At 58.3% G+C, this 25728-nt stretch carries 19 protein-coding genes and 1 other RNA gene; 19 read left to right on the top strand and 1 reads right to left on the bottom strand.

Features of this window, described 5'->3' with window-relative positions:
• Positions 1-5 precede the first annotated feature (5 nt).
• From V6936_RS09810 to yfaE, 6 genes are all read left to right on the top strand, one after another.
• Entirely contained in the window at positions 6-1778 is a 1773-nt protein-coding gene (locus tag V6936_RS09810; RefSeq protein ID WP_003803577.1) for a ClcB-like voltage-gated chloride channel protein, read from the top strand.
• Between the two features lie 21 nt (positions 1779-1799).
• On the top strand, positions 1800-2936 hold the full coding sequence (locus tag V6936_RS09805) for a hypothetical protein (RefSeq protein WP_059318685.1): 1137 nt from the start codon (positions 1800-1802) through the stop codon (positions 2934-2936).
• A 9-nt stretch (positions 2937-2945) separates the two neighbouring features.
• A complete protein-coding gene (recQ, locus tag V6936_RS09800; protein WP_003803573.1) occupies positions 2946-4772 on the top strand; it encodes a DNA helicase RecQ in 1827 nt (608 codons plus the stop codon).
• A gap of 198 nt (positions 4773-4970) precedes the next feature.
• Positions 4971-7250 carry a class 1a ribonucleoside-diphosphate reductase subunit alpha gene (nrdA, locus tag V6936_RS09795; protein WP_003803571.1) on the top strand — a complete coding sequence of 760 codons (2280 nt, stop codon included), beginning with the start codon at positions 4971-4973 and terminating at the stop codon, positions 7248-7250.
• An 18-nt stretch (positions 7251-7268) separates the two neighbouring features.
• A complete protein-coding gene (gene nrdB / locus V6936_RS09790) occupies positions 7269-8405 on the top strand; it encodes a class Ia ribonucleoside-diphosphate reductase subunit beta (protein ID WP_219235703.1) in 1137 nt (378 codons plus the stop codon).
• Positions 8402-8710 carry a class I ribonucleotide reductase maintenance protein YfaE gene (gene yfaE / locus V6936_RS09785; protein ID WP_003803568.1) on the top strand — a complete coding sequence of 103 codons (309 nt, stop codon included), beginning with the start codon at positions 8402-8404 and terminating at the stop codon, positions 8708-8710. Before nrdB ends, yfaE begins: the two co-directional genes overlap by 4 nt.
• A 15-nt stretch (positions 8711-8725) precedes the next feature.
• On the opposite strand, the gene V6936_RS09780 is transcribed toward yfaE, so the two are convergent.
• The gene (locus V6936_RS09780; protein WP_131071318.1) at positions 8726-10540 is read right to left on the bottom strand and encodes an ATP-binding cassette domain-containing protein; all 1815 of its coding nucleotides are present in this window, start codon (positions 10538-10540) and stop codon (positions 8726-8728) included.
• Between the two features lie 65 nt (positions 10541-10605).
• On the opposite strand from V6936_RS09780, the gene rnpB reads away from it, so the two are divergent.
• The 13 genes from rnpB (at position 10606) to V6936_RS09715 (ending at position 25723) form a co-directional block, all read left to right on the top strand.
• Positions 10606-11012, top strand: an RNA gene (rnpB, locus tag V6936_RS09775) — RNase P RNA component class A.
• A gap of 288 nt (positions 11013-11300) precedes the next feature.
• Positions 11301-11729 (top strand): division/cell wall cluster transcriptional repressor MraZ, encoded by a 429-nt coding sequence (mraZ, locus tag V6936_RS09770; protein WP_003803565.1) that lies wholly within the window; start codon positions 11301-11303, stop codon positions 11727-11729.
• Positions 11730-11736: 7 nt separating this feature from the next.
• Positions 11737-12807 carry a 16S rRNA (cytosine(1402)-N(4))-methyltransferase RsmH gene (gene rsmH, locus V6936_RS09765; RefSeq protein ID WP_131071319.1) on the top strand — a complete coding sequence of 357 codons (1071 nt, stop codon included), beginning with the start codon at positions 11737-11739 and terminating at the stop codon, positions 12805-12807.
• Positions 12804-13106: a cell division protein FtsL gene (gene ftsL, locus V6936_RS09760; RefSeq protein ID WP_003803561.1), complete on the top strand. Its 303-nt coding sequence runs from the start codon at positions 12804-12806 to the stop codon at positions 13104-13106. Before rsmH ends, ftsL begins: the two co-directional genes overlap by 4 nt.
• Positions 13103-14842, top strand: coding sequence for a peptidoglycan D,D-transpeptidase FtsI family protein (locus V6936_RS09755; protein WP_003803558.1), 1740 nt, complete (start codon positions 13103-13105; stop codon positions 14840-14842). Before ftsL ends, V6936_RS09755 begins: the two co-directional genes overlap by 4 nt.
• Positions 14839-17616, top strand: coding sequence for a bifunctional UDP-N-acetylmuramoyl-L-alanyl-D-glutamate--2,6-diaminopimelate ligase MurE/UDP-N-acetylmuramoyl-tripeptide--D-alanyl-D-alanine ligase MurF (gene murF / locus V6936_RS09750; protein ID WP_003803557.1), 2778 nt, complete (start codon positions 14839-14841; stop codon positions 17614-17616). The genes V6936_RS09755 and murF overlap by 4 nt, the downstream gene beginning before the upstream one ends.
• The gene (mraY, locus tag V6936_RS09745; protein WP_003803555.1) at positions 17606-18778 is read left to right on the top strand and encodes a phospho-N-acetylmuramoyl-pentapeptide-transferase; all 1173 of its coding nucleotides are present in this window, start codon (positions 17606-17608) and stop codon (positions 18776-18778) included. Before murF ends, mraY begins: the two co-directional genes overlap by 11 nt.
• The gene (gene murD / locus V6936_RS09740; protein ID WP_059318688.1) at positions 18775-20304 is read left to right on the top strand and encodes a UDP-N-acetylmuramoyl-L-alanine--D-glutamate ligase; all 1530 of its coding nucleotides are present in this window, start codon (positions 18775-18777) and stop codon (positions 20302-20304) included. Before mraY ends, murD begins: the two co-directional genes overlap by 4 nt.
• Positions 20301-21494, top strand: coding sequence for a putative lipid II flippase FtsW (gene ftsW, locus V6936_RS09735; RefSeq protein ID WP_003803551.1), 1194 nt, complete (start codon positions 20301-20303; stop codon positions 21492-21494). Before murD ends, ftsW begins: the two co-directional genes overlap by 4 nt.
• Entirely contained in the window at positions 21491-22564 is a 1074-nt protein-coding gene (gene murG / locus V6936_RS09730) for an undecaprenyldiphospho-muramoylpentapeptide beta-N-acetylglucosaminyltransferase (protein WP_003803549.1), read from the top strand. Before ftsW ends, murG begins: the two co-directional genes overlap by 4 nt.
• Entirely contained in the window at positions 22561-23967 is a 1407-nt protein-coding gene (murC, locus tag V6936_RS09725; RefSeq protein WP_003803547.1) for a UDP-N-acetylmuramate--L-alanine ligase, read from the top strand. Before murG ends, murC begins: the two co-directional genes overlap by 4 nt.
• Positions 23964-24914: a D-alanine--D-alanine ligase gene (locus tag V6936_RS09720; RefSeq protein ID WP_003803545.1), complete on the top strand. Its 951-nt coding sequence runs from the start codon at positions 23964-23966 to the stop codon at positions 24912-24914. Before murC ends, V6936_RS09720 begins: the two co-directional genes overlap by 4 nt.
• A 17-nt stretch (positions 24915-24931) precedes the next feature.
• Positions 24932-25723: a cell division protein FtsQ/DivIB gene (locus V6936_RS09715; protein WP_003803543.1), complete on the top strand. Its 792-nt coding sequence runs from the start codon at positions 24932-24934 to the stop codon at positions 25721-25723.
• Positions 25724-25728: the final 5 nt, after the last annotated feature.

Raw genomic sequence — 25728 nt, 5'->3', positions numbered from 1 at the left:
TTTTTATGATTGCCCATTCTGTACTGTCGATGCGCAAGCGTTTGCAGGGATTCAAGTGGTTGTCCGACATGCCTGCCATGCTGGCCTGGGCGGTTCTGGCCGGTATTCTGGGAGCCTTGGCCACTTTGGCCTTCCATCAGGGTATGCGCTTCGTTCAGCAAGTGGTTGCCGGACAGCATGGCGGCATCGTGGCCGTGACCGAAAGTTTGAGCTGGTACATGCGCCTGCTCTTTCCCACGGTGGGTGGCCTTTGTGCAGGCGTGTTGCTGTGGCTGGCCGGACGGCTGCCCTCGGGCAGTAATTCGGACTATATGGAAGCGGTAGCCATTGGCGATGGTCGCTTGTCGATCCGGCAGGGTTTGCTGCGCTCCCTGTCCTCCCTGATGACGGTCGCGTCGGGCGGCTCGATTGGCCGGGAAGGGGCCATGGTGCATTTGGCATCCTTGTCCGCGTCAGCCATTGGTCGTTTCACCCTGTTCAGCGAGGCTCGCCTGCGCTTGCTGGTGGCCTGTGGCGCGGCGGCCGGTGTGGCCGCTGCGTACGGTGCGCCGATTGCCGGGGCGGTATTTGTGGCCGAGATTGTGCTGGGTACCATGACCATGAGCAGTTTTGGTCCGTTGCTGATGGCAGCCGTCAGTGCCCACCTGACCATGCGCATGCTCGGTGGTTACCATGCTCCGTATGAAATGGTGAATGTGCAGGCAGTGGCAGGCTGGGACATCCTGCCGTTTCTGCTGCTGGGCGTATTGATCGGTCTGGCAGCCCCGGCCTTCCTGAAGCTGCTGAATCTGTTTCGCACGCTCTTCAAACGTACTGGGCTGGGTTTGCCGCTACGCCTGGCCCTGGGCGGTCTGTTGCTGGGGTTCTTGCTAATAGCCATACCGCGCGTGGCTGGCAACGGTTTCAGCGTTGTGTCCTCCATGCTGCACACCGACTGGGCCTGGTATAGCGTTTTGCTTATCCTGGTGTTCAAGGTGCTGGCGACGGGGCTGACCGTCGGCTCCGGGGCGGTGGGCGGGGTCTTTACACCCGCCATCTTTGTAGGGGCCGCCTTTGGCACTTTGTTCGGGCAGGTGATCTTGCTGGTATTGCCCGGTCTGGACTTGCCTTTGTACCTCTTCACCCTGGTGGGAATGGGTGCATTTCTGGGCGCAGCAACCAGTGCCCCGTTCATGGCCATTCTGATGCTGTTTGAAATGACGCTGAGCTATCAGTTGGTGCTGCCCTTGATTGTGGCTTGTGTCATGGCCTATTTTGTGTCGCGCGGCGTGGCTGAGGTGGCCATGTATGAAGTGACGCTGGTGCGCGAACGAGATGCCCTGCTGCGGCACAAACTGCGTCATACGACCCTGGCTGAGCTGGTGCGTCCGGCCGATACCGTGGTCAGCACCACGACCCAGATGCGTGATGCCTTGCAGATGTTTCTCGATTACCCGGTGCGTTATTTGTACGTGGTCAACGAGGAGCAGGTTTATCAAGGGGTGATTGCACAGCCTGACCTGACCCGGATGTTGCTGGACGACAACGCTGCGCAGGATCGCGTGGTCGGTGATATTTTGCGTATGGATTTCGTCAAGACGCTGTACCCGAATATGAGTCTGGACGAGGCTCAGGAGCACTTTGTGAACTTTGCCGGAGAGCGCTTGCCTGTATTGAATGGTGACGGCTCGGGACGGCTGATTGGTGTAGTCTATAAATCTGCTGTGCTGGAAAAGTACTCTGCCATCAAACGCTCGCTGGATGCGAGCGGCGAAGTGATGTTGGATGCCCGGCGCTAAACTCTTTTTGTGACATTCATCATGCGTATAAAAGCTTGCCAGCGAGGTTTGGCAGGCGGGCTGGTTGTTGGTCTTGCCATGCTGTTCGCTGTTCCATTGGCCACGGCGCAAGCTCGTGTCGGGCTGGAAAATCTGTCCGCAACCCGTGTGTACGGGGTGGACGATGCGCCGGCGATTCAGGCTCAGGAGCTTCCGCCCGTGGAGCCGTTTTTTGATGCCTCCCTATGGCATCGTCAGGGCGACCAGGATCTGCTCAGTCCTGCCTCGTCCATGGATTTTTCTTTTGCCGACTTCAGCCTGAGCGGCTCCCAGACCGCCAGTCTGGCCCGGTCCATTCAATATAGCCAGCAGTCCTCGCCCATCTGGAGCGCACGCTGGCTAAGCAGTGCGCCGGATCAGGTCTGGCAGTTTGGCGAGCGCAATTGGCGTTATGTGAATGGAGAGGGCCTGCAGCTGACGCTGGGCAATGATACGGTGACGGCTCCGGACTGGGCGCGACCCGTGGAGCTGGGTGGTGTCAATATCAGCCAGCAGTTCGAGCAGGGCCCCGCGGGGCCCTGGCGCTACGCGCTGGCGATCGGTGCGCTGGATATGAGCGGCAAGCAGGATAATGGCGATCTTGTGTATGGGTCTACGGCCAGCAGTCTCATGGTCAGTACTGATCTGACCAGCCGAACCAGTCTTGACACCCAAATGGAAAGCGCGCGAGATTTCGGCCTGACAGGTTTGGGGGCGACCTATCGCTCGCCGGATTTTGGGGTGTGGCAGGCCAGTGTCGCCAAGGCCTCCCATTCGGTAGGGCAGGGCTGGCGCTATCAAGCGGCCTATGGTTTGGACGTGCTGGGCGATTTGCACCTGCAATGGCAGGGTGAGCGCTACCAGGATAACTTTCTGGATTTGAGTCGTTATCAAGGCATGAAGGTGGCGGCGGCCAGTAGTCGGCAAATGCTGGGCCTGTCCGTGCCCTTGCGCGGCTGGGGCGAGGTCAAGACCCAGTACGAGGTACAGCAGGTCGTAGCCGGTGGGGAGAATCGCTACCTTGGGGTCACGCAGCAGTTCTGGTACAGTCCCCACCTTAGGGTGGGTTTGCAGGCCCGCCGTCATCTGGAAAGTCGTCAGTCGAACATCGCGCTGCGTTTTTCTATTCCGATTTTTTAAGCAGGCGGCATGGCCCAGTCAGCACTTGAGGTTCTTCAGGAAGTTTTTGGTTATGACAGTTTTCGTGGTTCTCAGCACGAGATTATCGAGACCCTGATCCAGGGCGGTGATGCCCTGGTCCTGATGCCTACCGGTGGCGGCAAGTCCTTGTGCTATCAGATCCCCGCCTTGGTGCGCCCCGGCACTGGCGTGGTTGTCTCTCCACTGATTGCGCTGATGCAGGATCAGGTGGATGCGCTCACTGAACTCGGTGTGAATGCCGCCTATCTGAATTCCACCCAGGATTGGCAGACTGCCCGTGAGGTCGAGCGCGAGTTCCTGACCGGGCAGCTGGATCTATTGTATGTGGCGCCAGAGCGCCTGCTCACCGATCGTTGTTTGGACTTGCTGGCTCGGGGCCAGATTTCCCTGTTTGCCATTGATGAGGCCCACTGCGTGTCCCAGTGGGGGCACGACTTTCGCCCCGAGTACCTGGGACTGGATTTGCTGGCCCAGCGTTGGCCTGGCGTGCCGCGCGTTGCCTTGACCGCGACGGCTACCCAGTTGACACGGGTGGAGATTGCCCAGCGCCTGAAGCTGGAACAGGCACGGCATTTTGTCGCCAGTTTTGATCGCCCCAATATCTGTTATCGCATCATTGAAAAAAACGAGGTGCGCAAACAGCTTTTAAGCTTTATCCAGGAAGAGCACGCAGGAGACGCAGGCATTGTGTACTGTCTGTCGCGCTCACGGGTGGAAGATACGGCGGAATTTCTGTGTAAAAACGGTATCCATGCCTTGCCCTATCATGCCGGGCTGGATGCGCAGCAACGGGCTATCAACCAGGCTCGCTTTCTGCGTGAGGAAGGGGTCGTCATGGTGGCGACCATTGCATTCGGGATGGGTGTCAATAAACCCGATGTGCGCTTCGTGGCCCATATTGATCTGCCCAAATCGGTGGAAGGGTATTACCAGGAAACCGGGCGGGCAGGGCGCGATGGGGAAGCGGCAACCGCCTGGCTGGCGTATGGCCTGCAAGACGTGGTGCAACTGCATCGCATGATCAACCAGTCACAGGGCGATGCAGCCCACCGCCGCCAGCAAGGGCAGGCGCTCGATGCCATGCTCGGTCTGTGCGAAACCATTTCCTGCCGCCGCCAGCGCTTACTGGCTTATTTTGATCAGCACATCGAGCCTTGCGGCAATTGCGACACATGCCTGGAAGCGCCGCAGGCCTGGGACGGCACCGTGGCGGCTCAGAAAATGTTGTCCACGATCTACAGGCTGTGGCGCGAGCGAGGTCAGCGTTTCGGCGCAGGGCATTTGATCGATATTTTGCTGGGCAAGCTGACCGATCGGGTCAAGGAGCACGAGCATGACAAGCTGACGGTCTTCGGGGTGGGCAAAGACCTGACCGATCAGGCCTGGCGAGGCGTGTTGCGTCAGCTGCTGGCCCACAGTCTGGTCACGGTTGATCCGGAAGGTTATGGCACTTTGCTGCTGACCGAAGCCAGCCGCGAGGTGCTCAAGGGGGAACGCACCCTGATGCTGCGGCGCGAAACCGTAACACGGGGACCGGCGGCGCATCGAGTCAAGGGCCAGGCACCTGCCGGTCCGGCGCTGGACCCGGATCAACAAAGGCGTTTCGAGGCTTTGCGTACCTGGCGGGCTGCCATCGCGCGCGAGCATGGGGTGCCGGCTTACGTTATTTTCCACGATGCGACCTTGCGAGAGGTGGCGATCCGCTGCCCAGGCTCAGAAGCTGATCTGGAGCCGATTACAGGCATCGGGGTGCGCAAAAGAGAGGCCTATGGCGAGGCCTTGCTGCGCTGCGTCCAAGAGTTCCAAACGCAGTAAAATTTGTTAATCGCGCAAAGTTTGGTTGCATGTTCCTGCCCCAAAATCTGCCGTGCGATGATAAAACCACTATTCGCTCAATCCGCTATATGTAGTAGAATGGCGGCAATATCACACTATATATGGTGTGCATCACATGACGCTGGCGGCTGCAAAAGCCGCGTCTTGCGTCACTCACCATCGATTTCCGAGACTGAAATGCAATCAACCGAACAGTTAATGGTCACCAAGCGAGATGGCCGTACCGAACCTATTAACCTCGACAAGATTCACCGGGTGGTTGATTGGGCCGCTGAAGGTTTGAACAATGTGTCAGTCTCTCAAGTGGAACTGCGTTCCCATATCCAGTTCTACAATGGTATTCGCACCAGCGATATCCACGAAACCATCATCAAGTCGGCTGCGGATCTGATTTCTGAAGAAACACCCGACTATCAGTACCTGGCTGCGCGCCTGGCGATCTTTCACCTGCGCAAGATCGCTTTTGGCCAGTTCGAGCCACCAAGCCTGTTTGATCACGTCACCCTTCAAACCAAGGAAGGTCGCTACGATCCGCATCTGCTGCAAGATTACACGCGCGCCGAATTCGACGAGCTGGACGCTCATCTGGATCACTGGCGTGACATGAATTTCTCGTACGGTGCCGTCAAGCAACTGGAAGGCAAGTACCTGATCCAGAACCGCGTGACCAAGCGCATCTACGAAAGCCCCCAGTTTCTTTACATGCTGGTGGCCATGTGCCTGTTTGCCCGCTATCCCGCTGAAACCCGCCTGAGCTATATCAAGCGTTTTTACGATGCGGTATCGCAGTTCAAAATTTCCCTGCCCACGCCCATTATGGCGGGGGTGCGCACCCCCACCCGTCAGTTCAGCTCCTGCGTGCTGATCGAGTGTGATGACAGTCTGGACAGCATCAATGCCACGACCAGCGCCATTGTGCGCTACGTTTCCCAGCGTGCCGGCATTGGTATCAACGGCGGCCGCATTCGTGCCGTAGGCAGTGAGATTCGGGGGGGCGAAGCCCAGCACACGGGCTGCCTGCCTTTCTTCAAAATGTTCCAGGCTGCCGTGAAGTCCTGCTCGCAGGGCGGCGTGCGTGGTGGCGCGGCAACCTTGTTCTACCCCATGTGGCACCTGGAAGTGGAAACCCTGCTGGTTCTGAAGAACAACCGGGGTGTGGAAGAAAATCGCATCCGCCATCTGGATTACGGCGTGCAGATCAACCGTCTGCTGTATCAGCGCCTGATCAAGGGCAGCCACATTACGCTGTTCTCGCCTCATGATGTTCCCGGGCTGTATGACGCCTTTTTTGCCGATCAGGACGAGTTCGAGCGTCTGTACGAAAAGTACGAGCAGGACCCCGCCATCCGTAAGCGCAGTTTACCGGCCATCGAGTTGTTCTCTCTGCTGATGCAAGAGCGGGCCAGCACCGGCCGCATCTACATTCAGAACGTAGACCACTGCAATACCCACAGCCCGTTCCAGGCAGATCGCGCACCGGTGCGCCAGTCCAACCTGTGCATGGAAATCGCGCTGCCGACCAAGCCCTTGAACGATCTGAACGATCCCGAGGGTGAGATCGCACTGTGTACCCTGTCTGCGTTTAACCTGGGCGCCCTGGAGTCGCTGGACGAGCTCGATGGTCTGTCCGAGCTGATCGTGCGCGCGCTCGATGCGCTGCTGGACTACCAGGATTACCCGGTCAAGGCAGCCCTCAATGCGACCAACAAGCGCCGCTCCCTGGGAGTTGGCGTGATCAACTACGCCTACTACCTGGCCAAGAACGGGACCCGCTATTCTGATCCCGCCGCGCTGGGTCTGACCCATCGCACTTTCGAAGCCATCCAGTACTACCTGTTGAAGGCTTCGGTACAGTTGTCGCGTGAGTATGGTCCTTGCGCGGCCTTTGATGAAACGACGTACGCCGCCGGTTTGCTGCCAACCGATACCTACAAGAAAGATGTGGATGGTATCTGCAACGAGCCGCTGCACTTGGATTGGGAGGCCTTGCGTGCGGACATCGTCAAGCATGGCCTGCGCAACTCGACCCTGACCGCCTTGATGCCGTCGGAAACTTCCAGCCAGATCGCCAATGCCACCAACGGTATTGAGCCTCCACGTGGTCTGGTCTCGGTCAAGCAGTCCAAGGACGGGATCTTGCGCCAGGTCGTGCCCGAGTTTGAAAAATATAAGGATCAGTATGAGTTGCTGTGGCAAATGCCCGGTAACGAGGACTACCTTAAGTTAGTTGGCGTGATGCAGAAGTTTGTCGACCAGTCGATCTCTGCGAACACCAACTATGACCCACAGCGGTTCGAGGGTGGCCGTGTGCCGATGAAGCAACTGCTCAAGGACTTGCTGCTGGCCTACAAATATGGTGTGAAGACCTTGTACTACCACAACACGCGCGACGGTGCCGATGATTCGCATGGCGAAGTCGAGGACGACGGTTGCGCAGGTGGTGCGTGCAAGATCTAAGCAAGGGTAAAGAGCATCATGACTACCTATAGTACTTTTTCGAAAACGGATAACGATCAGCTCAAGGAACCCATGTTCTTTGGACAGCCGGTGAACGTGGCTCGCTACGACCAGCAAAAGTATCCGATTTTTGAAAAGCTGATTGAAAAACAGCTGTCCTTCTTCTGGCGTCCAGAGGAAGTGGACATCACTCAGGACCGGATCGACTACCAGAACCTGCCCGACCACGAAAAGCACATTTTCATCAGCAATCTGAAGTACCAGACCTTGCTGGACTCCATCCAGGGCCGCAGCCCCAACGTGGCGTTTCTGCCGCTGGTCTCGATTCCTGAGCTGGAAACCTGGATTGAAACCTGGGCTTTTTCCGAGACCATCCACTCGCGCTCGTACACGCACATCATTCGCAATATTGCCAATGACCCGTCTGTTATTTTTGATGACATCGTGCGCAACGAGAACATTCAGCTGCGTGCCGCCGATATTTCCTCGTACTACGACGATTTGATCAGCGACACCATGCTGTACGCCCAGTTGGGTGAGGGTGAACACCAGATCAACAGTCAAACCCGCAAGCTGAGCGTTTACGAGCTGAAGAAGAAGCTGTATCTGTGCATGATGAGCGTCAATATTCTTGAGGCCATCCGTTTTTACGTCAGCTTTGCCTGCTCATTTGCTTTTGCCGAGCGCAAGCTGATGGAAGGCAATGCCAAGATCATTCGTCTGATTGCGCGTGATGAAGCGCTGCACCTGACAGGTACACAGCACATCATCAATATCATGCGTTCGGGCAGTGATGATCCTGAGTTTGCGCAGATCGCCCGTGAGCTGGAGCCAGTTTGCTTTGCCATGTTCAAGGATGCGGCCGAGCAAGAGAAGCAGTGGGCGGACTATCTGTTTCGCGACGGCTCCATGATTGGCCTGAACAAGGATATTTTGGGGCAGTACGTGGAGTACATCACCAATATCCGCATGGGTGCAGTGGGCCTGAAGCCTGCGTTTGAGTCCGTCAAGCACAACCCCATTCCATGGATCAACACCTGGCTGTCCTCGGACACCGTGCAGGTGGCACCTCAAGAGGTGGAATTGAGCTCGTACCTGGTCGGCCAGATCGATTCGGCCGTGTCGGCTGGCGATTTCGACGGTATCGAGTTATGAGTCAAGTCCGGACAACTGATCATGACTTTCAGTTGCGGGACGGCGAAACTTTGTTGGAAGGTTTGGAACGAACCGGCCATCAGGTTGAGTACCAATGCAGGAGCGGCTATTGCGGCTCCTGCCGTATTCCTCTTGTGTATGGAAAGGTTGCTTATAAAGAGCAGCCCTTGGCGTATGTCGGCCCAGGCGAGGTTCTGCCGTGTTGTTGCACGGTACTTGAACCGATCATGGTCGACTGTCAGCGCATTGCCCGGGTTGAGGAGGAACCAGAAGATCAGTTCGGTTTTACCGGGCTGAATCCCTGATTCCACTGTCTCCCTTTAGCTGGCCAAGCGCTTTTCTTCCAGCTTTTCCCAACGCTCAAATAACTGCTCCAGGTCAGTGTTGAGCTGATCCAGTTGCTGGTTGATCTCGTCGGCTCGGGCAGAGCCATCTTTATACAGATCCGGTGCGCTCAGTTGCTCCGCTAGTTCGGCTTGCTGGCTTTCTATAGCCGCAATCTTCTCGGGCAAAGCTTCCAGTTCCTTTTCTTCCCATGGGGCCAGACGGCCAGGCTTGTTAGCCTTGTTGTTGCGCTCAGCAGCAGGCTTTTCTGCAGCGGCGGGAGTTGACGCGCTGGCTGCGGGTGTTTCGGCTTTGGCTTGCGGACGTTGTGCCAGCCACTCGTCGTAACCACCCACATACTCGCCCCAATGGCCGTCGCCTTCGGCCGCAATCACCTGGGTGACCACGTTGTCCAGAAAGGTACGGTCGTGGCTGACCAGCAGCACGGTGCCCGTGTAATCCTGAATCAGGTCTTCCAGCAGCTCCAGGGTTTCGATGTCCAGATCGTTGGTCGGTTCGTCCAGTACTAATACATTAGTAGGCTGGGCAAACATGCGGGCCAAAGCCAGGCGGGCGCGCTCGCCACCGGACAGGCTGCGCACGGGGGAGTGCGCGCGGGCAGCCGGGAACAGGAAATCTTCCAGATAGCTCATGATGTGCTTGCGCTGATTGCCGATTTCCACCCATTCACTGCCTGGGCTGATGGTATCGGCTAGCGTGGCATTTTCGTCCAGGTTGCTGCGCATCTGATCGAAATAGCCGATATTGAGCTTGGTGCCGTGGCGCACGGTGCCCGAATTGGGCTCTTGCAGCCCCAGCATGATGCGTAGCAAGGTGGTTTTTCCCGCGCCATTGTGGCCGATCAGGCCTATGCGGTCACCGCGCATCAGTACGGTCGAGAAGTTCTTGATCAGGATGCGGTCATCGTAGCCGTGTGTGACGTCCTGCAACTCGGCAACCAGCTTGCCCGAGCGCTGGCCTTCAGATATGGCGAACTTGACGTCTCCCGAGCGCTCACGTCGCTCGGCCCGGTCGCGACGCAGTTGTTCCAGGCGTCGTACCCGGCCTTCGTCGCGGGTGCGGCGTGCTTGCACACCTTTGCGTATCCAGACTTCTTCCTGAGCCAGAAATTTGTCGAATTTGGCATTTTGTTGCTTTTCTGCTTCCAGGTACTCGGCCTTGCGTTCCTGCCATTGGCTGAAGTTACCGGGAAAGCTAAACAGCTTGCCACGATCCAGTTCGACAATACGTGTCGCCACCACGTCCAGAAAACGACGATCGTGGGTAATGATGACGGCGCTGCCGCGAAAGTCCAGCAGCAGTTGTTCCAGCCAAAGAATGCCGTCAAAGTCCAGATGGTTGGTGGGTTCGTCCAGCAAGAGCAGATCGGGTTCATTGACCAAAGCATTGGCCAGGGCCACGCGTTTGCGCTGCCCGCCCGACAGGCTGCCGGCGAGCGCATCCGGGTTCAAGCCCAGCTTGTCGATCAGGGCGTTGACACGCGCCGGGCGTTGCCAGTCCTCGGTTTCGGTGAAATCTCCGCACAGTAAATCGTAAATGCTGAGAGTGGGGTCCAGCTCGGGCTCTTGCTCGACTGTTGCCACTTTCAAACCGCCCAGGCGTTTGACTTGCCCATCATCGGGAGCCTGACGTTGGTCCAGAATTTTCAACAGCGATGATTTGCCAGCACCATTGCGTCCGATCAGGCCGATACGTTCGTTGCTTTGAATGACCAGATCGGCGTGGTCCAGCAAAGCATGGTGGCCGAATGCCAGCTGGGCATCGGTCAGGGAAATCAGATTGGTGGACATAAGACTCCAGATAAAACAGCGCGTCCTGCGAATTTCTCTATTGTCGCAGGTTACAATGCATCTGTGAGGCAGGCTGGGCAGTCGCGGTGCGCAAGCATCGAGGAAGGTCCGGACTCCATAGAGCAGGGTAGCGGCTAACAGCCGTCCGGCAAGTGTGGCGCCACGCCAGATGAGCCGAGGAACAGGGCCACAGAGACGAGACCACAGCAAGGGCTTGCGCAAGCAGGCACAGATACGGCGACTTCCGTGTTTTCTTGCACTCCGGTGCAAAGTGCTGTGGGGTGAAACGCGGTAACCTCTACCCGGAGCAATACCAAATAGGCATACGCAGGCTTTTAGCCCGAGAGGCGGCTCGTCTCAGTATGCGGGTAGGTAGCTAGAACCGGCCAGCAATGGTCGGTCCAGAGGAATGATTGCCGGCCAGTGGAATCCCGCTGGCATACAGAATCCGGCCTATAGGCCTGTCTCACACTTCTTACGGCCTGCGCTGCCAATTGCTCCGATTTCGCACATTTGAAAGCAATTGTTAAGGACGATGAATCCTTGGCAAGAGTCGCTCGTGCGCGTTTTTATAACAATTCACTTTTAATGCGCCCTGCAATTTCTTGATTTCACTCAGTATTTTTTTTTAGCCACTTCTTGGGTAGTGCGCTAAGTGCTTGTTGTGATTGAAAAAATTGCAACCACTGCCTTGACCGCAAAGGCTTTCCCCCGTAGAGTGGGGAAAAGTAGGAAATAGTGTAAAAAAGTGGGGGAAAAAGTGTTTCAAGGCAGCAGCGCACTCACACTGGATGCAAAGGGGCGGATGTCTATTCCGACCCGGCACCGTGACGCGCTTTTGCAGCAGGAACAAGGCCGCCTGACCCTCACTCGCCATCCCGACGGCTGTTTGCTGGTGTATCCGCGCAGTGTGTGGGAAGAAAAGCGCGAACAGATTGCCCGCTTTCCCATGAGTGCCCGTTTCTTGCAACGCCTGCTGCTGGGCAGTGCTCAGGACGTTGATCTGGACTCCGCTGGTCGGATATTGATCGCTCCCGAACTGCGCGCGGCAGTTGGTCTGGAGCGCGACGCCATGTTGCTGGGTATGGCCACCCATTTTGAGTTGTGGAATGCGCAGGAACTGGAACGCCGACAGGCCCAGGATCTGGCAGAGAACTCCACAGACGTATTCGACACTTTTTCTTTCTGAGTAAGTCATGACGCTGGTACATCGATCCGTGCTGCTGGAGCCTACGGTGGCGGCCCTCGTGGATCCGTCCTTTGAGGCTCGGCGCTGGGCGCAAAACCCCACACTGCACGGGCAGGTCGATGGTGTGTACGTAGATTGCACGTTTGGTCGGGGTGGGCACAGCCGCTTGTTGCTGTCGCACCTAAGTCCTCAGGGGCGCCTGATTGTGATCGACAAGGACCCGCAGGCCATTGCCGTGGCCCAGGAGCTGGCCGCACAAGATAGCCGCGTGACGGTGGTGCATAGTGGTTTTGGTGATCTGGCCCAGGCGCTGGATGAACTGGATGCAGGTCCATTGCAGGGCGTCATGATGGATCTGGGCATTTCATCGCCTCAGATCGATGACGCGCAACGAGGTTTTTCTTTCATGCGTGAAGGTCCTTTGGACATGCGCATGGATACCAGCGGCGGTTTGACCGCTGAACAGTGGCTGGCCGACGTCAGCGTGGAAGATTTAAAGGAGGTCATTGCAGAATATGGCGAAGAACGGTTTGCTTTCCAGATTGCAAAGGCGATTGTTGATCGCCGCCAATCCCGCCCGCTACATACAACGCGTGATCTCGCCGAGCTCGTCGCCGGTGTCGTCCGCACGCGCGAAAAGGGTCAACATCCGGCAACCAGGACCTTCCAGGCTATACGGATTTACCTCAATCGTGAGCTCGAAGAGCTCGCGCACGCGCTTCCGTCAATTCTGAGTCGATTGGCGACGGGTGGCAGGCTTGCGGTGATTGCATTTCATTCGCTGGAGGACCGTATGGTCAAACAGTTCATGAGCGCGGCTGCGCGCCCTGCGCAGGAACAGTCACGTCTACCCATTCTTGAAAAAGACTTGCCCCAACCGTTGGTGCAGTCGCTGGGCAGAATCCTGCCCACGGATGAGGAGTCCAGCGACAATCCCCGAGCCCGCTCGGCGGTACTACGCGTGGTGCAACGCACCGCTACCCCCATTCCCCAGGACTGGATGCGCAGCGCCAGTGATCGTCTGCTGCAACAGGCCGCCTACCGCCGTCAGCCTGCTGGCAAGCGAGGCCGCCGATGATGCGCCTGGTCATCACCCTTTCTTTGGTGTTGATGCTGTCGGCCATCTCCCTGGTGACGGCGCGCTATCAGGCGCGCGAGCTGTTCGTGCAAACCGATCGTTTGGTCACCAAGGCCCGTGAGCTCGATACGGATTGGCGTCGCTTGCAATTGGAGCGTGCCGAACTGGCGCGTAACGCCAGGGTGGATGACATCGGCCGCAACGAGCTGGGTCTGGTGCTTAGCTCCCCGGAGCGTACGCTTTACTTGCAAGGCGGTGAGTTGAGTTCGAATCAGGCGCAGCCCGGGGGGCGCCCATGAGACGATTCGGCTATCACGACAATCCCGTCCTGAGCGTGCAGATTCCGTTCTGGCGCTCACGTTTGGTGCTGGTTCTTTTATTTCTGGGCTTTGGGGCATTGATCGTCAAAGCCCTGTACTTACAGGGCCTGTCCACCGAATTTTTGCAGCAGCAGGGTGAGCGCCGTTATGAGCGCACCCAGGTGCTGCCGCCCATGCGTGGCAAGGTTTTTGACCGTAGCGGGTCTGTTGTGCTGGCCTCCAGTGTGCCGGTCAAGGCTATTTGGGCCATTCCCGATGATGCCCGCAATGCCAAGCCCGAGCAGATCGGTCAACTGGCCAAGCTGCTGGGTATGGGCCAGTCCGATATCGAGCGCCGTTTGTCTGTTGAGGACCGCAATTTCGTCTATATCAAGCGGCAAGTGGACGTGGACGTTGCCGCCCAGATTGCGGAACTGAAAATACCGGGCATCCACCAGCAGGAAGAAATGCGGCGCTTCTATCCCGAAGGGGATGTGATGGCGCACATTGTGGGCTTTACCAATATTGAGGACCAAGGCATTGAAGGTATTGAGCTGGCCTTCAACTCCGCCTTGTCGGGCACACCGGGTTCGCGCCGTGTGATTCGGGATCGTCTGGGTCGTGTCGTCGAAGACGTTCGCGCCATCATCCCGCCTACTCACGGCCAGGACCTGCATTTGTCGATTGATGCCGGCCTGCAGTTTGATGCCTACACCGCACTGAAAAAAGGGATGGAGGACGTCAAGGCCAATGCCGCGGCTGCCGTGGTCATGGACGTCAAAACCGGGGAAATTCTGGCCCTGGTGAATCTGCCTACCTACAACCCCAACGACAGGGATGACCGCAAGGGTCCGGCCCTGCGTAACCGTGCCCTGACTGACACCTTTGAGCCCGGCTCGATCATGAAGCCGTTCACCGTCGCCTTGGCGCTGGACATCAACCGCATCACGACCTCCACCCAGTTCAATACAGGCAATGGCCAGTATCGGTATCAGGGCAGCGTGATCAGCGACGTCAGCCGCAATAACGGCATGCTGGATGCGGCCGGCATTTTGCGTCGTTCCAGCAATATTGGCATGACCATGATTTCCGAGCGGCTGACCTCGCAGGAAATGTGGAACAAGTTTACCGAGCTGGGCTTTGGCCGTTCTCCTCAGGCCGATTTTCCGGGCATTGCCAGTGGGCGGCTGCGTCCCTGGGAGCGCTGGCGTCCGATTGAACGCGCCACCATGTCGTATGGCTATGGCCTGTCTGTTTCCCTGCTGCAGATTGCCCACGCCTACACGGCGTTTGCGCGTAATGGCGACATGGTCTCCATGACTTTGCTCAAGCGTGAAGGCAAACCGGCCAGTGTTCAGGTCTACACCCCCAAAGTCGCTGCGGAAGTGCGTGCCATGCTGGAGGCCGCGGCCGGCCCGGCAGGCGCCCGTCTGGCTCAGGTTCAGGGGTATCGCGTAGCCGGCAAGAGCGGTACAGCGCGCAAGATTGTGGACGGACGCTACAGCAAGTCCTTGTATCGCGGCTCTTTTGTCGGTTTTGCGCCTGTCTCCGATCCTCGTATTGTCGTGGCCGTCACCATTGACGAGCCCCATAGTTCCAACTACTACGGCGGGCGTATTGCCGCGCCTGTTTTTTCAGAAATTGTGGCCCGGAGCTTGCGACGCCTAGGTGTCCAGCCTGATGCGCCCATAGATTCGCTGGTGGCTGTTGGCCCCGGTACGGAGAATGTACGATGAACGCCGCAGCAATATTGGAGTGGCTGGCGCAGCATGTCGCGCCCACGGCCAATCTGTGTTTGGATTCCCGCCAGATCAAGGCGGGTGACGCGTTTTTTGCCTGCCGTGGCTACCATGGGGATGGTCGTGAATATGAAGTTCAGGCTGTGCAGCAGGGGGCCGTCGCCATTGTGCGCGAGCAGGGCGATCAGACTGTCGATCCTGGCGTGCCTGTGTTGCAGGTCCCCAACCTGAGCGCCTTGCTCGGTGAAGTGGCCCACCAATGGTGGGGACGTCCTTCCGAGGCCATGACTGTGGTGGCTGTGACCGGCACCAATGGCAAAACATCGACCGTGCAGTGGGTGGCTTCCGCCCTGAATCACTCTCAAGTGCCTTGCGGCACCATTGGTACGTTGGGCGTGACCTTGCCCGATGGCTCCAATCTGGGGGGTGTCCTGACTACTCCGGATGTATTGACCGTGCACCGTAGCCTGGCCGCTATTCGTGCCCAAGGCGGCAATGCCGTTGCGCTGGAAGCTTCGTCCATCGGTCTGGAGCAGGGTCGTCTGGATGGTGTCCGTATTGATATTGCCGGGTTTACCAACCTGACCCACGATCATCTGGACTATCACCACAGCATGGAAGCCTACAAGCAGGCCAAATTGCGTCTGTTCAGCTGGCCCGGTTTGCGCAGCGCTGTGGTAAATGCTGATGATGCAATGGGCCGTGAGTTGATGCAGGCCGGTCTGGCTGCGCGTGTGATTTCTTACTCCATGAGCCAGCCCGATGTGGATTTGCTGGCACAGGACGTGCATACCGGTGCTGATGGCCAGGTATTCAATCTGGTCACTGCTCATGGCACCGCCCAGATTCTCACCCATCTGCTCGGTGAGCATAACGTGGCCAACCTCTTGCTGGTGGCCGGTGTGCTGCAGGAAGTGGGCTGGCCTGTGTCCAAGATCGCTCGCATCATGGACAAGCTGGAGTCGGTTCCCGGCCGCTTGCAGATCGTGACACCCAAGAGCACGGCGGGTCGTTCGCCCTTGCCGCTGGTTGTGGTGGACTATGCCCACACGGCCGATGCCTTGGAGCGCGCCCTGCAAGCCCTGCGCGACGTCGCCCGTGTGCGCGGCGGCAAGCTGATTTGTGTCTTTGGTTGTGGCGGTAATCGCGACACCACTAAGCGTCCCATCATGGGCGAGGTGGCGGCCCGTCTGGCCGACAGCGTGCTGGTGACCACAGACAACCCCCGTTTTGAAGACCCCGCCGAGATCATTCGCCAGATTGTGGCCGGCATGCCAGAGGCGCCAGCGGTACAAATGGATCGCGCCCGTGCCATTCTGTCCTCCATCTGGGCGGCCAGCCCGGAAGATATCGTATTGCTGGCCGGCAAAGGCCATGAAACCTATCAGGAAGTACAAGGCGAGCGCTCGGTGTTTGATGACACTGACTGGGCGAAAGCCGCCTTGCTGTGGTTGCGTGGCGTACGCTTGAGCACGGATTCGCGCAGCCTGAGCAAAGGCGAGGTGTTTCTGGCCCTGAGTGGTGAGCAGTTTGATGGTCACCGCTATCTGGAAAAAGCCAAGGAGCAGGGTGCCGTTGCGGCGATTGTGGCGCAGCGTGATCCTGGTGTGGACCTGCCGCAAATTGTGCTGGGCGATACCCGTCGTGCCTTGATGAGTCTGGCCACCGAGTGGCGTTCGCGTTTTGACATTCCCATGATCGGCGTGACCGGCAGCAATGGCAAGACAACGACCAAGGAAATGATTGCTGCGATTTTGCGTGCCTGGCTGGGCGAGTCGGAAAGCCTGGCCACCCGCGGCAACCTGAATAATGATCTGGGCGTTCCCCTGTCCATCCTGCGCCTGAGTGCCGAGCATAAAGCCGCGGTGCTTGAAATGGGCATGAACCACCCCGGTGAGATCGCCGTGCTGGCCGCGATGGTACGGCCCACGATCGCTCTGATTAATAATGCCCAGCGCGAACACCAGGAGTTCATGCACAGCGTGGAAGCGGTGGCGCGTGAAAACGGCGCTGTCATTGATGCGCTGCCTCAGGATGGTGCCTTGGTCATTCCGGATGACGATGCGTTTAGCGCCATGTGGGCTGAACGGGCAGGGGCGCGCGCTGTATTGCGTTTTGGTCTCAGCGGCCAGGAAACCGTTTTTGCGGCGGACATGTTCGTCGAACCTGCTCAAACCCGCTTTGTGCTGCACGTGGCCGGCCAGTCTACGGCCCTGACCCTGCACAGCCCTGGTATTCATAATCTGCGTAATGCCTTGGCCGCAGCGGCATGTGCACATGCCGCCGGTGCTCCCTTGACTGCGATTGTGCAAGGCTTGGAGAGCTTCCGTCCTGTAACGGGCCGCATGCAGCCCAAGCAACTGTCCTCCGGTTATCAACTGATTGACGATACCTACAACGCCAACCCGGATTCGGTACGTGCCGCGATTGATGTGCTGGCCCAACTGAAAGGACGCAAGGTGCTGGTGCTGGGCAATATGGCCGAGATCGGTGACAACAGCTCCGAACTGCATGCCGAAGTGGGTGCCTATGCCAAAGAGCGGGGCATGGATGAGTTGCTGACCCTGGGAGGCGATGCGAGTCATGCCGCCCAAGCCTTTGGCGCGCGTGCGCATCAGTTCGAAACTCTGGAAGACATGGTGTCTTACCTGCTGGCCCTGGAGCCGTCCCATGTGCTGATCAAGGGGTCGCGCAGCGCCCGCATGGAGCGCGTGGTGGCTGCGCTGGAGAGCCACTTCTCCCGTAACGAGGGGGCTACCCATGCTTCTTGAACTGGCACGCTGGCTCTCGGACGATCATATTCGCGCCTTCGCGGTGTTTGAGTACATCACCCTGCGTGCTATTTTGGCCAGCGCAACCGCCCTGGCCATTGGCTTGTTGGCGGGTCCCTGGGTTATTCGCAAGCTGACTGAGCTGAAAATTGGTCAGGCTGTGCGTGCCTATGGCCCCGAGTCGCATTTGCAAAAGAACGGCACCCCCACCATGGGCGGTGTGCTCATTCTCATTTCCATCGGTATCAGTACCCTGTTGTGGGCAGACTGGACCAATCGTTTTGTATGGGTCGTTTTGCTGGTGACCTTTGGTTTTGGCTGGATTGGCTGGGCAGACGACTACAAGAAAGTGGTGAACCGTGACCCCGAGGGCATGTCCTCTCGGCAAAAGTTTTTCTGGCAAGCCTTGATCGGCATGATCGCGGCTGTGTACCTGAGCTTTGCCGTGTCCGTGCCCGCCAATACCGAATTGTGGCCTTTGTTCAAAGAATGGGTCTTGAGCGGTTTCACCATGTCCCTGCCAGCTCAGGCTGACCTGATCGTGCCCTTTTTCAAGTCTGTGAGTTACCCGCTGGGTGTGCTCGGTTTTGTGGTCTTGACCTGGGCGGTGATTGTGGGCTCGAGCAACGCTGTCAATCTGACCGATGGTCTGGATGGGCTGGCCATCATGCCCACCGTGCTGGTGGGTTCCGCCCTGGGTATTTTTGCCTACGTTGTCGGTCGGGTGGACTACTCCAAATATCTGTTGTTTCCCTATATACCCGGCGCGGGCGAACTGCTGGTGATCTGCGCGGCCATCGCTGGTGCAGGTCTGGCTTTTCTGTGGTTCAACGCCTATCCCGCGCAAGTGTTCATGGGTGACGTAGGGGCACTGGCCCTGGGCGGAGCGCTGGGCACGATTGCCGTGATCGTACGCCAGGAAATTGTGCTGTTCATTATGGGTGGCGTGTTTGTGGTCGAAACCTTGTCGGTCATGCTGCAGGTGACCTGGTTCAAATACACCAAGAAGCGCTACGGGCAGGGAAGGCGAATATTCCGGATGGCACCGCTGCATCATCACTTTGAAGTCAGCGGTTGGAAAGAAACCCAGGTGGTGGTCCGCTTCTGGATCATCACCATGATGCTGGTCATGATTGGTCTGTCTACATTGAAATTGCGATGAATGCCCTGAGTTTTCCTTCGATCCGCAAAGACGGTCTCATGCTTATCCTCGGGTTAGGCGAGACCGGCTTTGCTGCGGCTCGCTGGTGCTTGGCCCAGGGAGCCGGTATCCGTTTGGCGGATACGCGTGAAACGGTGCAGGGTCTGGACACGCTCCAGGCGCTGAGCCGCGAACCGCTGGATGTGCGTCTGGGCACGCAGGCCTTGCAAACCGAAAGCCTGAAGGATGTACACACGCTGGTGCTCAGTCCCGGTCTGTCGCCGCTGGAGCCCACCCTGGCCGCCTTTTTGGCTCAGGCTCGGGAGCGTGGCATCGAGATCATCGGCGAGATCGAGCTGTTTGCTCGGGCCTTGAAGGACCTGGCCGATCAAGGGCAGGAAAGCCGCGTGCTCGCCGTGACCGGCACCAACGGTAAAACCACCGTTACAGCCATGACACGCCACTTGCTGGAGCAAGCCGGTATCTCTGCGCGGGCCGTGGGCAATATCAGCCCTGCTGCCTTGACTGCCTTGTGCGATGCTCTGGAAAGTCAGGCTTTGCCCCAAGTGTGGGTGCTTGAGTTGTCCAGCTTCCAGCTCGATAGCACGTTCAGTCTGCGGGCCGATGCGGCGGTCGTGTTGAATATTTCCCAGGATCACCTGGATTGGCATGGCGGCATGGACGCCTACGTTCAGTCCAAACAGCGTTTGTATGGCATGTGCGATGTGGCTCTGGTCAACCGTGACGATCCTGTCGTCATGGCGATGATTCCCGATGCCAGTCAGGAATCCGTGCGCAGCTTTGGGCTGGACAAGCCCGTGTTGCTGGGTGATCTGGGCTTGCAGACCGATGGTGGCATGCAATGGCTGGTGGCCAACGAGCCTACCGATTTTGAGCTGCCCGCCACCGGCCTGAAAAAACGTCACGCAGCCGCGGCAGGAACTGTTCGTGGCAAAGGGGGCCTAAAGCGGCTGATGCCGGTTGAGGCCTTGCAGATCAAGGGTCGTCATAACGCCTTGAATGCACAAGCCGCCCTTTTGCTGGCCCGCTGCCTGGGGCTGGGTTGGGCCGAGCTGCTCAATGGCCTGCGCACCTATCAAGGCGAACCTCATCGCGTGGAGCTGGTACGTGTGCTCGATGGCGTTCAGTATCTGGACGACAGCAAAGGCACGAATGTGGGCGCTACTGTTGCTGCCCTGCGTGGCTTTGATCAGCGTGTCTGGCTGATTGCGGGAGGTTTGGGCAAGGGGCAGGACTTTGAACCTTTGGCGATGGCCGCCAAGCATAGCGTGGCAGAGGTGTTCTTGATCGGCCAGGATGCCAGATTGATCGCTGCTGTTTTGCAGGCCCACGATATTCCTCATCGTTTTTGCGAGGGCTTGGAAGCGGCCGTGCAGGCTGCCGCCGGGCAAGCGCGTTCGGGTGATGTGGTGTTGCTGTCGCCTGCCTGCGCCAGCATGGATATGTTCAAGAGCTATCACCATCGTGGTCTGTGCTTTGTGGCGGCAGTCACTGAAATGGCTCTGGATAGAGGAGAGCTGGCATGAGTCTGTTTGCTGAGCTGACCTCGGGTGTCAATGCCGTTCGCCCTGGACGTACGGCTTTACCCGTGTTTGATCGCCCCTTGTTGGCGGCCACGCTGATGCTGACCCTGTTCGGGCTGCTGATGGTGTACTCGGCCTCGATCGCTCTGGCAGACGGACCACGCTATGAAAGCTACGGCCGCTACTATTTTGTCATTCGCCACGCTCTGTTCATTGTGGTTGGGGTGGTGCTGGCCATGTTCACGGCCACCGTACCCATGCGGGTCTGGCAGAAGCTGGCCGTCCCCCTGTTTGCATTTTCCATTTTTCTTTTGCTGGTGGTTCTGATTCCCGGCATTGGTCGTGAGGTGAACGGGGCGCGCCGTTGGTTGCCCCTGGGCATCATCAACTTCCAGCCCTCGGAACTGATGAAGGTAGCCATGGTGCTGTACGCCGCCGATTACACGGTGCGCAAGCAGCAGCATTTGCAAACCTTTGTGCGGGGCTTTTTGCCTATGGCTGTGGCCTTGGGCCTGGTGGGGGTTCTGTTGCTGATGGAGCCCGATCTGGGCGCCTTCATGGTGATTGTGGCCATTGCCGTGGGCATTTTGTTTATCGGCGGAATCAATGGCAAGTTGTTCTCGGCGTTGCTGGGCATACTGGTCAGCAGTTTTCTTTTGCTGATCTGGCTCTCTCCCTGGCGTCGGGAGCGGCTTTTCGTTTATCTGGACCCCTGGAATCCTGATAACGCCTATGGCAGTGCTTATCAGCTGTCGCATTCGCTTATTGCGCTGGGTCGTGGCGAATGGTTTGGGGTGGGCCTGGGTTCTAGCGTGGAAAAGCTGCATTACCTGCCTGAAGCGCATACCGACTTTATCGTTGCCGTGATAGGCGAGGAACTGGGTTTTGTGGGTGTTTCCGCCCTGATCCTGACCTTTGGCTTTCTGGTCTGGCGCAGCTTCAATATCGGCCGCCAGGCCAGTGCAATGGATCGTCTTTTTAGCGGCATCGTTGCCCAAGGCGTGGCTTTGTGGTTTGGCGTGCAGGCTTTCATCAACATTGGCGTGGTGCTGGGTCTGTTGCCGACCAAAGGGCTGACCTTGCCTTTGGTCAGTTATGGCGGCTCGGGGATTGTAATGAATCTGATGGCCTTTGCCTTGTTGCTGCGGGTGGATTTTGAGAACCGGCAAATGATGCGAGGTAAGCGCACATGAGCACGCCAACCATTCTGATCATGGCAGGCGGCACGGGCGGGCATATCATGCCTGGTCTGGCCGTGGCACAGGCCATGCAGCAGCGCGGCTGGAACGTGCTGTGGCTGGGGCATCCAGAGCGTATGGAAGGTAGCCTGGTTCCTCAGCATGGGATTAAAATGCTGCCTCTGCGATTTTCCGGATTACGAGGCAAAGGCGTGAAAGCGTTGCTCTCCTTACCCTTTACCTTGCTCAGTGCCTGCTGGCAGGCGCACCGCTGTCTGCAGCAAGCCAAACCGGATGTCGTGCTGGGCATGGGCGGCTATGTCGCCTTTCCGGGGGGGCTGATGTCCTTTGTGTCGCGTCGCCCGCTGGTGGTGCATGAGCAAAATGCGGTGGCGGGAACGGCCAACCGCTATCTGGCCAAAATGGCGACCCGCGTGCTGACCGGTTTTCCCGGCGCCTTGCCCGGTGCGGTGACAGTCGGCAACCCGGTGCGGGACGCCTTCGTGGGTCAAGGCCCTGCCGCTGAACGCTATGCCAAACGTAGCGGTCCCTTGCGCCTGTTGGTGGTGGGTGGCAGCCTGGGGGCCGCCGCGCTGAACCAGGTGGTACCCGAGGCCTTGGCCTTGATCCCGCCCGAGCAGCGCCCGCAGATCACGCATCAGTCCGGCCAGCAGCATCTGGACAGCTTGCAACAACGCTATGCACAGCATCAGGTGCAGGCCGAGTGCACTGCCTTTATTGGTGACATGGCGCAGGCCATGAAAGAGGCTGATGTGCTGATTTGCCGAGCTGGCGCCATGACGGTGGCCGAAGTTGCCGCCATCGGGGTGGCCGCCCTGTTTGTGCCGCTACCTCATGCCATTGACGACCACCAGACAGCCAACGCCCGTTATCTGAGCGACTGTTCGGGCGCGTGGCTCAAGAAACAATCGGAGTTGACGGCCCAGTGGCTTGCACAGTGGTTGCAAGGGCTGGATCGTGAAGAGTTAAGTCGTGTGGCCAGCCACGCGCAAGAACATGCACAGTTGAATGCCACGCAGCAAATTGCCGAAGCATGTCAGCAGGCGGCAAGGAGGGTGAGATGAAACACCGCATTCAACGTATTCATTTTGTAGGGATTGGCGGTTCGGGCATGAGCGGCATTGCCGAGGTCATGCTGAACCTGGGCTTTGCCATCAGTGGGTCCGATATTCAAGAAACGGCGGTCACTCGTCGCCTGGAGCAGCTTGGCGCCCGTATTGTTATCGGCCACAAGGCGGAAAACGTCGCCGGCATGGGCGCGATCGTCACATCGACCGCGATTGCCGGCGATAACCCCGAAGTGCTGGCTGCTCGTGCTGCGCGCATTCCTGTCGTGCCTCGCGCCCTGATGCTGGCTGAACTGATGCGCCTGAAGCGCGGCATTGCGGTGGCCGGTACTCACGGCAAGACCACCACCACCAGTCTGGTGGCCAGTTTGCTGGGGGCCGCCGATCTGGACCCGACTTTTGTGATTGGCGGGCGCCTGAATTCAGCCGGTGCCAACGCCCGACTCGGGCAGGGCGATTACATCGTGGTGGAAGCCGACGAATCCGACGCTTCGTTCCTGAACCTGTTGCCGGTGATGGCCATCATCACCAATATCGACGTGGACCATATGGATACCTATGGTCATGATGTGGCCCGACTGAAAAGCGCCTTTATCGATTTCACACACCGTCTGCCGTTCTACGGTAGTGCCATCGTCTGTAACGACGATGCCAATGTACGCGAAATCATTCCTTTTGTATCGCGCCCTGTCACCACGTATGGCATTGATACGGAGGCTCAGGTACGTGCAGTCAACATTGAAAGCCGTGGTACCACCATGTGTTTTGATGTGCAGCGCAAGGGGGCGAGCGGCGACCTTCCCTTGTTGTCCGTGTGCCTGAACCTGCCCGGAAAACACAATGTACTCAATGCCTTGGCGGCTATCGCCGTGGCCACGGAACTGGGCGTGAGCGACGAGGTCATTGCCCGCGGTCTGAAAGAGTTTACCGGTGTGGGCCGTCGTTTCTCCCTGGTGGGCGACTTCCCGGTTCCCCAGTCGCAAGGCGGCGGCACGTTTACCGTTGTTGACGATTATGGTCACCATCCTGTCGAAATGGCTGCTACCTTGGCGGCCGCACGGGGTGCTTGGCCAGATCGCCGGATCGTGTTGGCGTTCCAGCCGCACCGCTATACGCGTACCCGTGATTGCTTTGAAGATTTCGTGCAGGTGCTCAGCCAGGCCGATGCGGTTCTTCTCGGAGAAGTGTATCCCGCTGGCGAGGCCCCCCTTGTGGCCGCCGATGGCCGAGCCTTGAGTCGCGCAGTGCGTGTGCTCGGCAAGGTCGAACCCATTTTCGTGGCCGAAATCAGCGATATGGCACAAGCCGTACTGGACTTTGTCCGTGACGGCGATGTGGTGTTGGTAATGGGTGCAGGGTCCATCAGCCGGATTCCTGCTCAACTGGGAGAAATGGCATGACTGCGGATTTTGGTCGGGTCGGCGTGTTGTACGGCGGCAAGTCCGCCGAACGGGAAGTGTCCTTGATGTCCGGTCAAGGTGTGCATGAAGCCCTGCGTAGCATGGGTGTGGACGCGCATTTGTTCGATATGGGCGAGAAAGGATTGACCGAACTGGCGCAGGCTGGCTTTGATCGTGTGTTTATCGCTTTGCATGGTCGTTACGGCGAAGATGGCACGTTGCAGGGAGCCTTGGAATGGTTGGGCATCCCTTACACCGGCAGCGGTGTGATGGCCTCCAGCCTGGCCATGGACAAGATCATGACCAAGCATGTGTGGCAGCACCTGGGTCTGCCAACCCCCGGCTTTGCGCAGCTGGATCATGTCAGCCAGGTTGCTGGGGCAGTGGAGCGTCTGGGCGTACCGCTGATCATGAAGCCGCCCCACGAAGGTTCTACGGTCGGTGTCGTGCGTGTGGACCGTGCCGATCAGGCGGTCGCCGCCTTTGAAACCGCCATGCATTACGACACGGTTGTGCTGGCTGAGCAATTCATTCGTGGTCGCGAGCTGACGGTGCCCATTATCGGCCAGGGTGAGCAGGCACGCGCCTTGCCCGTCATCGATATTGTGGCGCCCCAGGGTAACTACGACTTCGAGCACAAGTACTACTCGGACGAAACCCAATACTTCTGCCCGGCGGATTTGTCGCCTGAATTGACGGCCCACATCCAGGATTTGTCGGTCCGCGCCTTTAATGCGCTGGGCTGTGAAGGCTGGGGCCGTGCCGACTTTATGCTGGACGAGCAAAATCGTCCCTGGTTGCTGGAGATGAACACCTCTCCTGGCATGACCAGCCACTCGCTGGTGCCGATGGCAGCCAAAGCGGAGGGCATCAGCTATGCCCAGTTGTGCGTGAACATTTTGGCAACAGCCCGCTGCAAAGTGCAGGCTATTGCCCGCAGCCTATAGAACGGGGAGCCTGATTCATGTTTTCCGATGCACGTCTGACCAACCTGATCGCCAATACGCTGGCTCTGCTAGCAGTATCGGCATTGGTGATCGGTGTTGTGATTTGGGCTGTGCGTCGTCCGTACTTCAATATCGAGCGCATTCAGATCGAGTCCACGCAAGGCGAGCCGCTGGCCTACGTCACGGCAGAAGGGGTGAAAGCCACTATCGCCGGTCGCCTGCAAGGCAACTTCTTCACCGTCGATCTGGACCAATCCCGCGCCTTGATTGAAACGGCCCCCTGGGTACGACGCGCGCAGATCCGGCGCGTCTGGCCCAACAGCCTATCAGTACGGATTGAAGAGCAGCAGCCGCTGGCCTATTGGAACGAAGACGAAATGATCAACACCTGGGGTGAATCGTTTTCTGCCAACAAGGCGGTGGTGCCCGATGAAATGGATTTGCCCCAGTTAAGCGGCCCTCCGAACTCGGAGCGTCTGGTGGTGCAACGGTATGCCGAGCTGGCTCGCTGGTTCGGACCTCTGGACGTGCAGGTCAGTGAAGTGACCCTGAGCCCGCGCTATGCCTGGGATGTGGTGTTGTCCAACGGAATGCAGCTGAGCCTGGGCCGCGACCCGGCAGCGGATATTGCAGACCCCCACGGTCGTAAAGGGGCTTTGCCCTTTGCGGTTCGTGTTGAACGATTTGTGCAGGCATGGCCTGCCTTGATGCAGCGGCTTGGCGACCGTGCTTTGCAAAGTGCCGACTTACGTTACCCGAATGGCTTTGCGATAACGCTGGCTCCGGTTTCATCTACCCCTGTGAAGTAAAGAAC

Source organism: Alcaligenes sp. CHO6, from assembly GCF_037120595.1.
GTDB lineage: Bacteria > Pseudomonadota > Gammaproteobacteria > Burkholderiales > Burkholderiaceae_B > Alcaligenes > Alcaligenes ammonioxydans.
The sequence above is the reverse complement of the archived record's forward strand: the minus strand, read 5'-3'. Positions and strand labels throughout refer to the sequence as shown.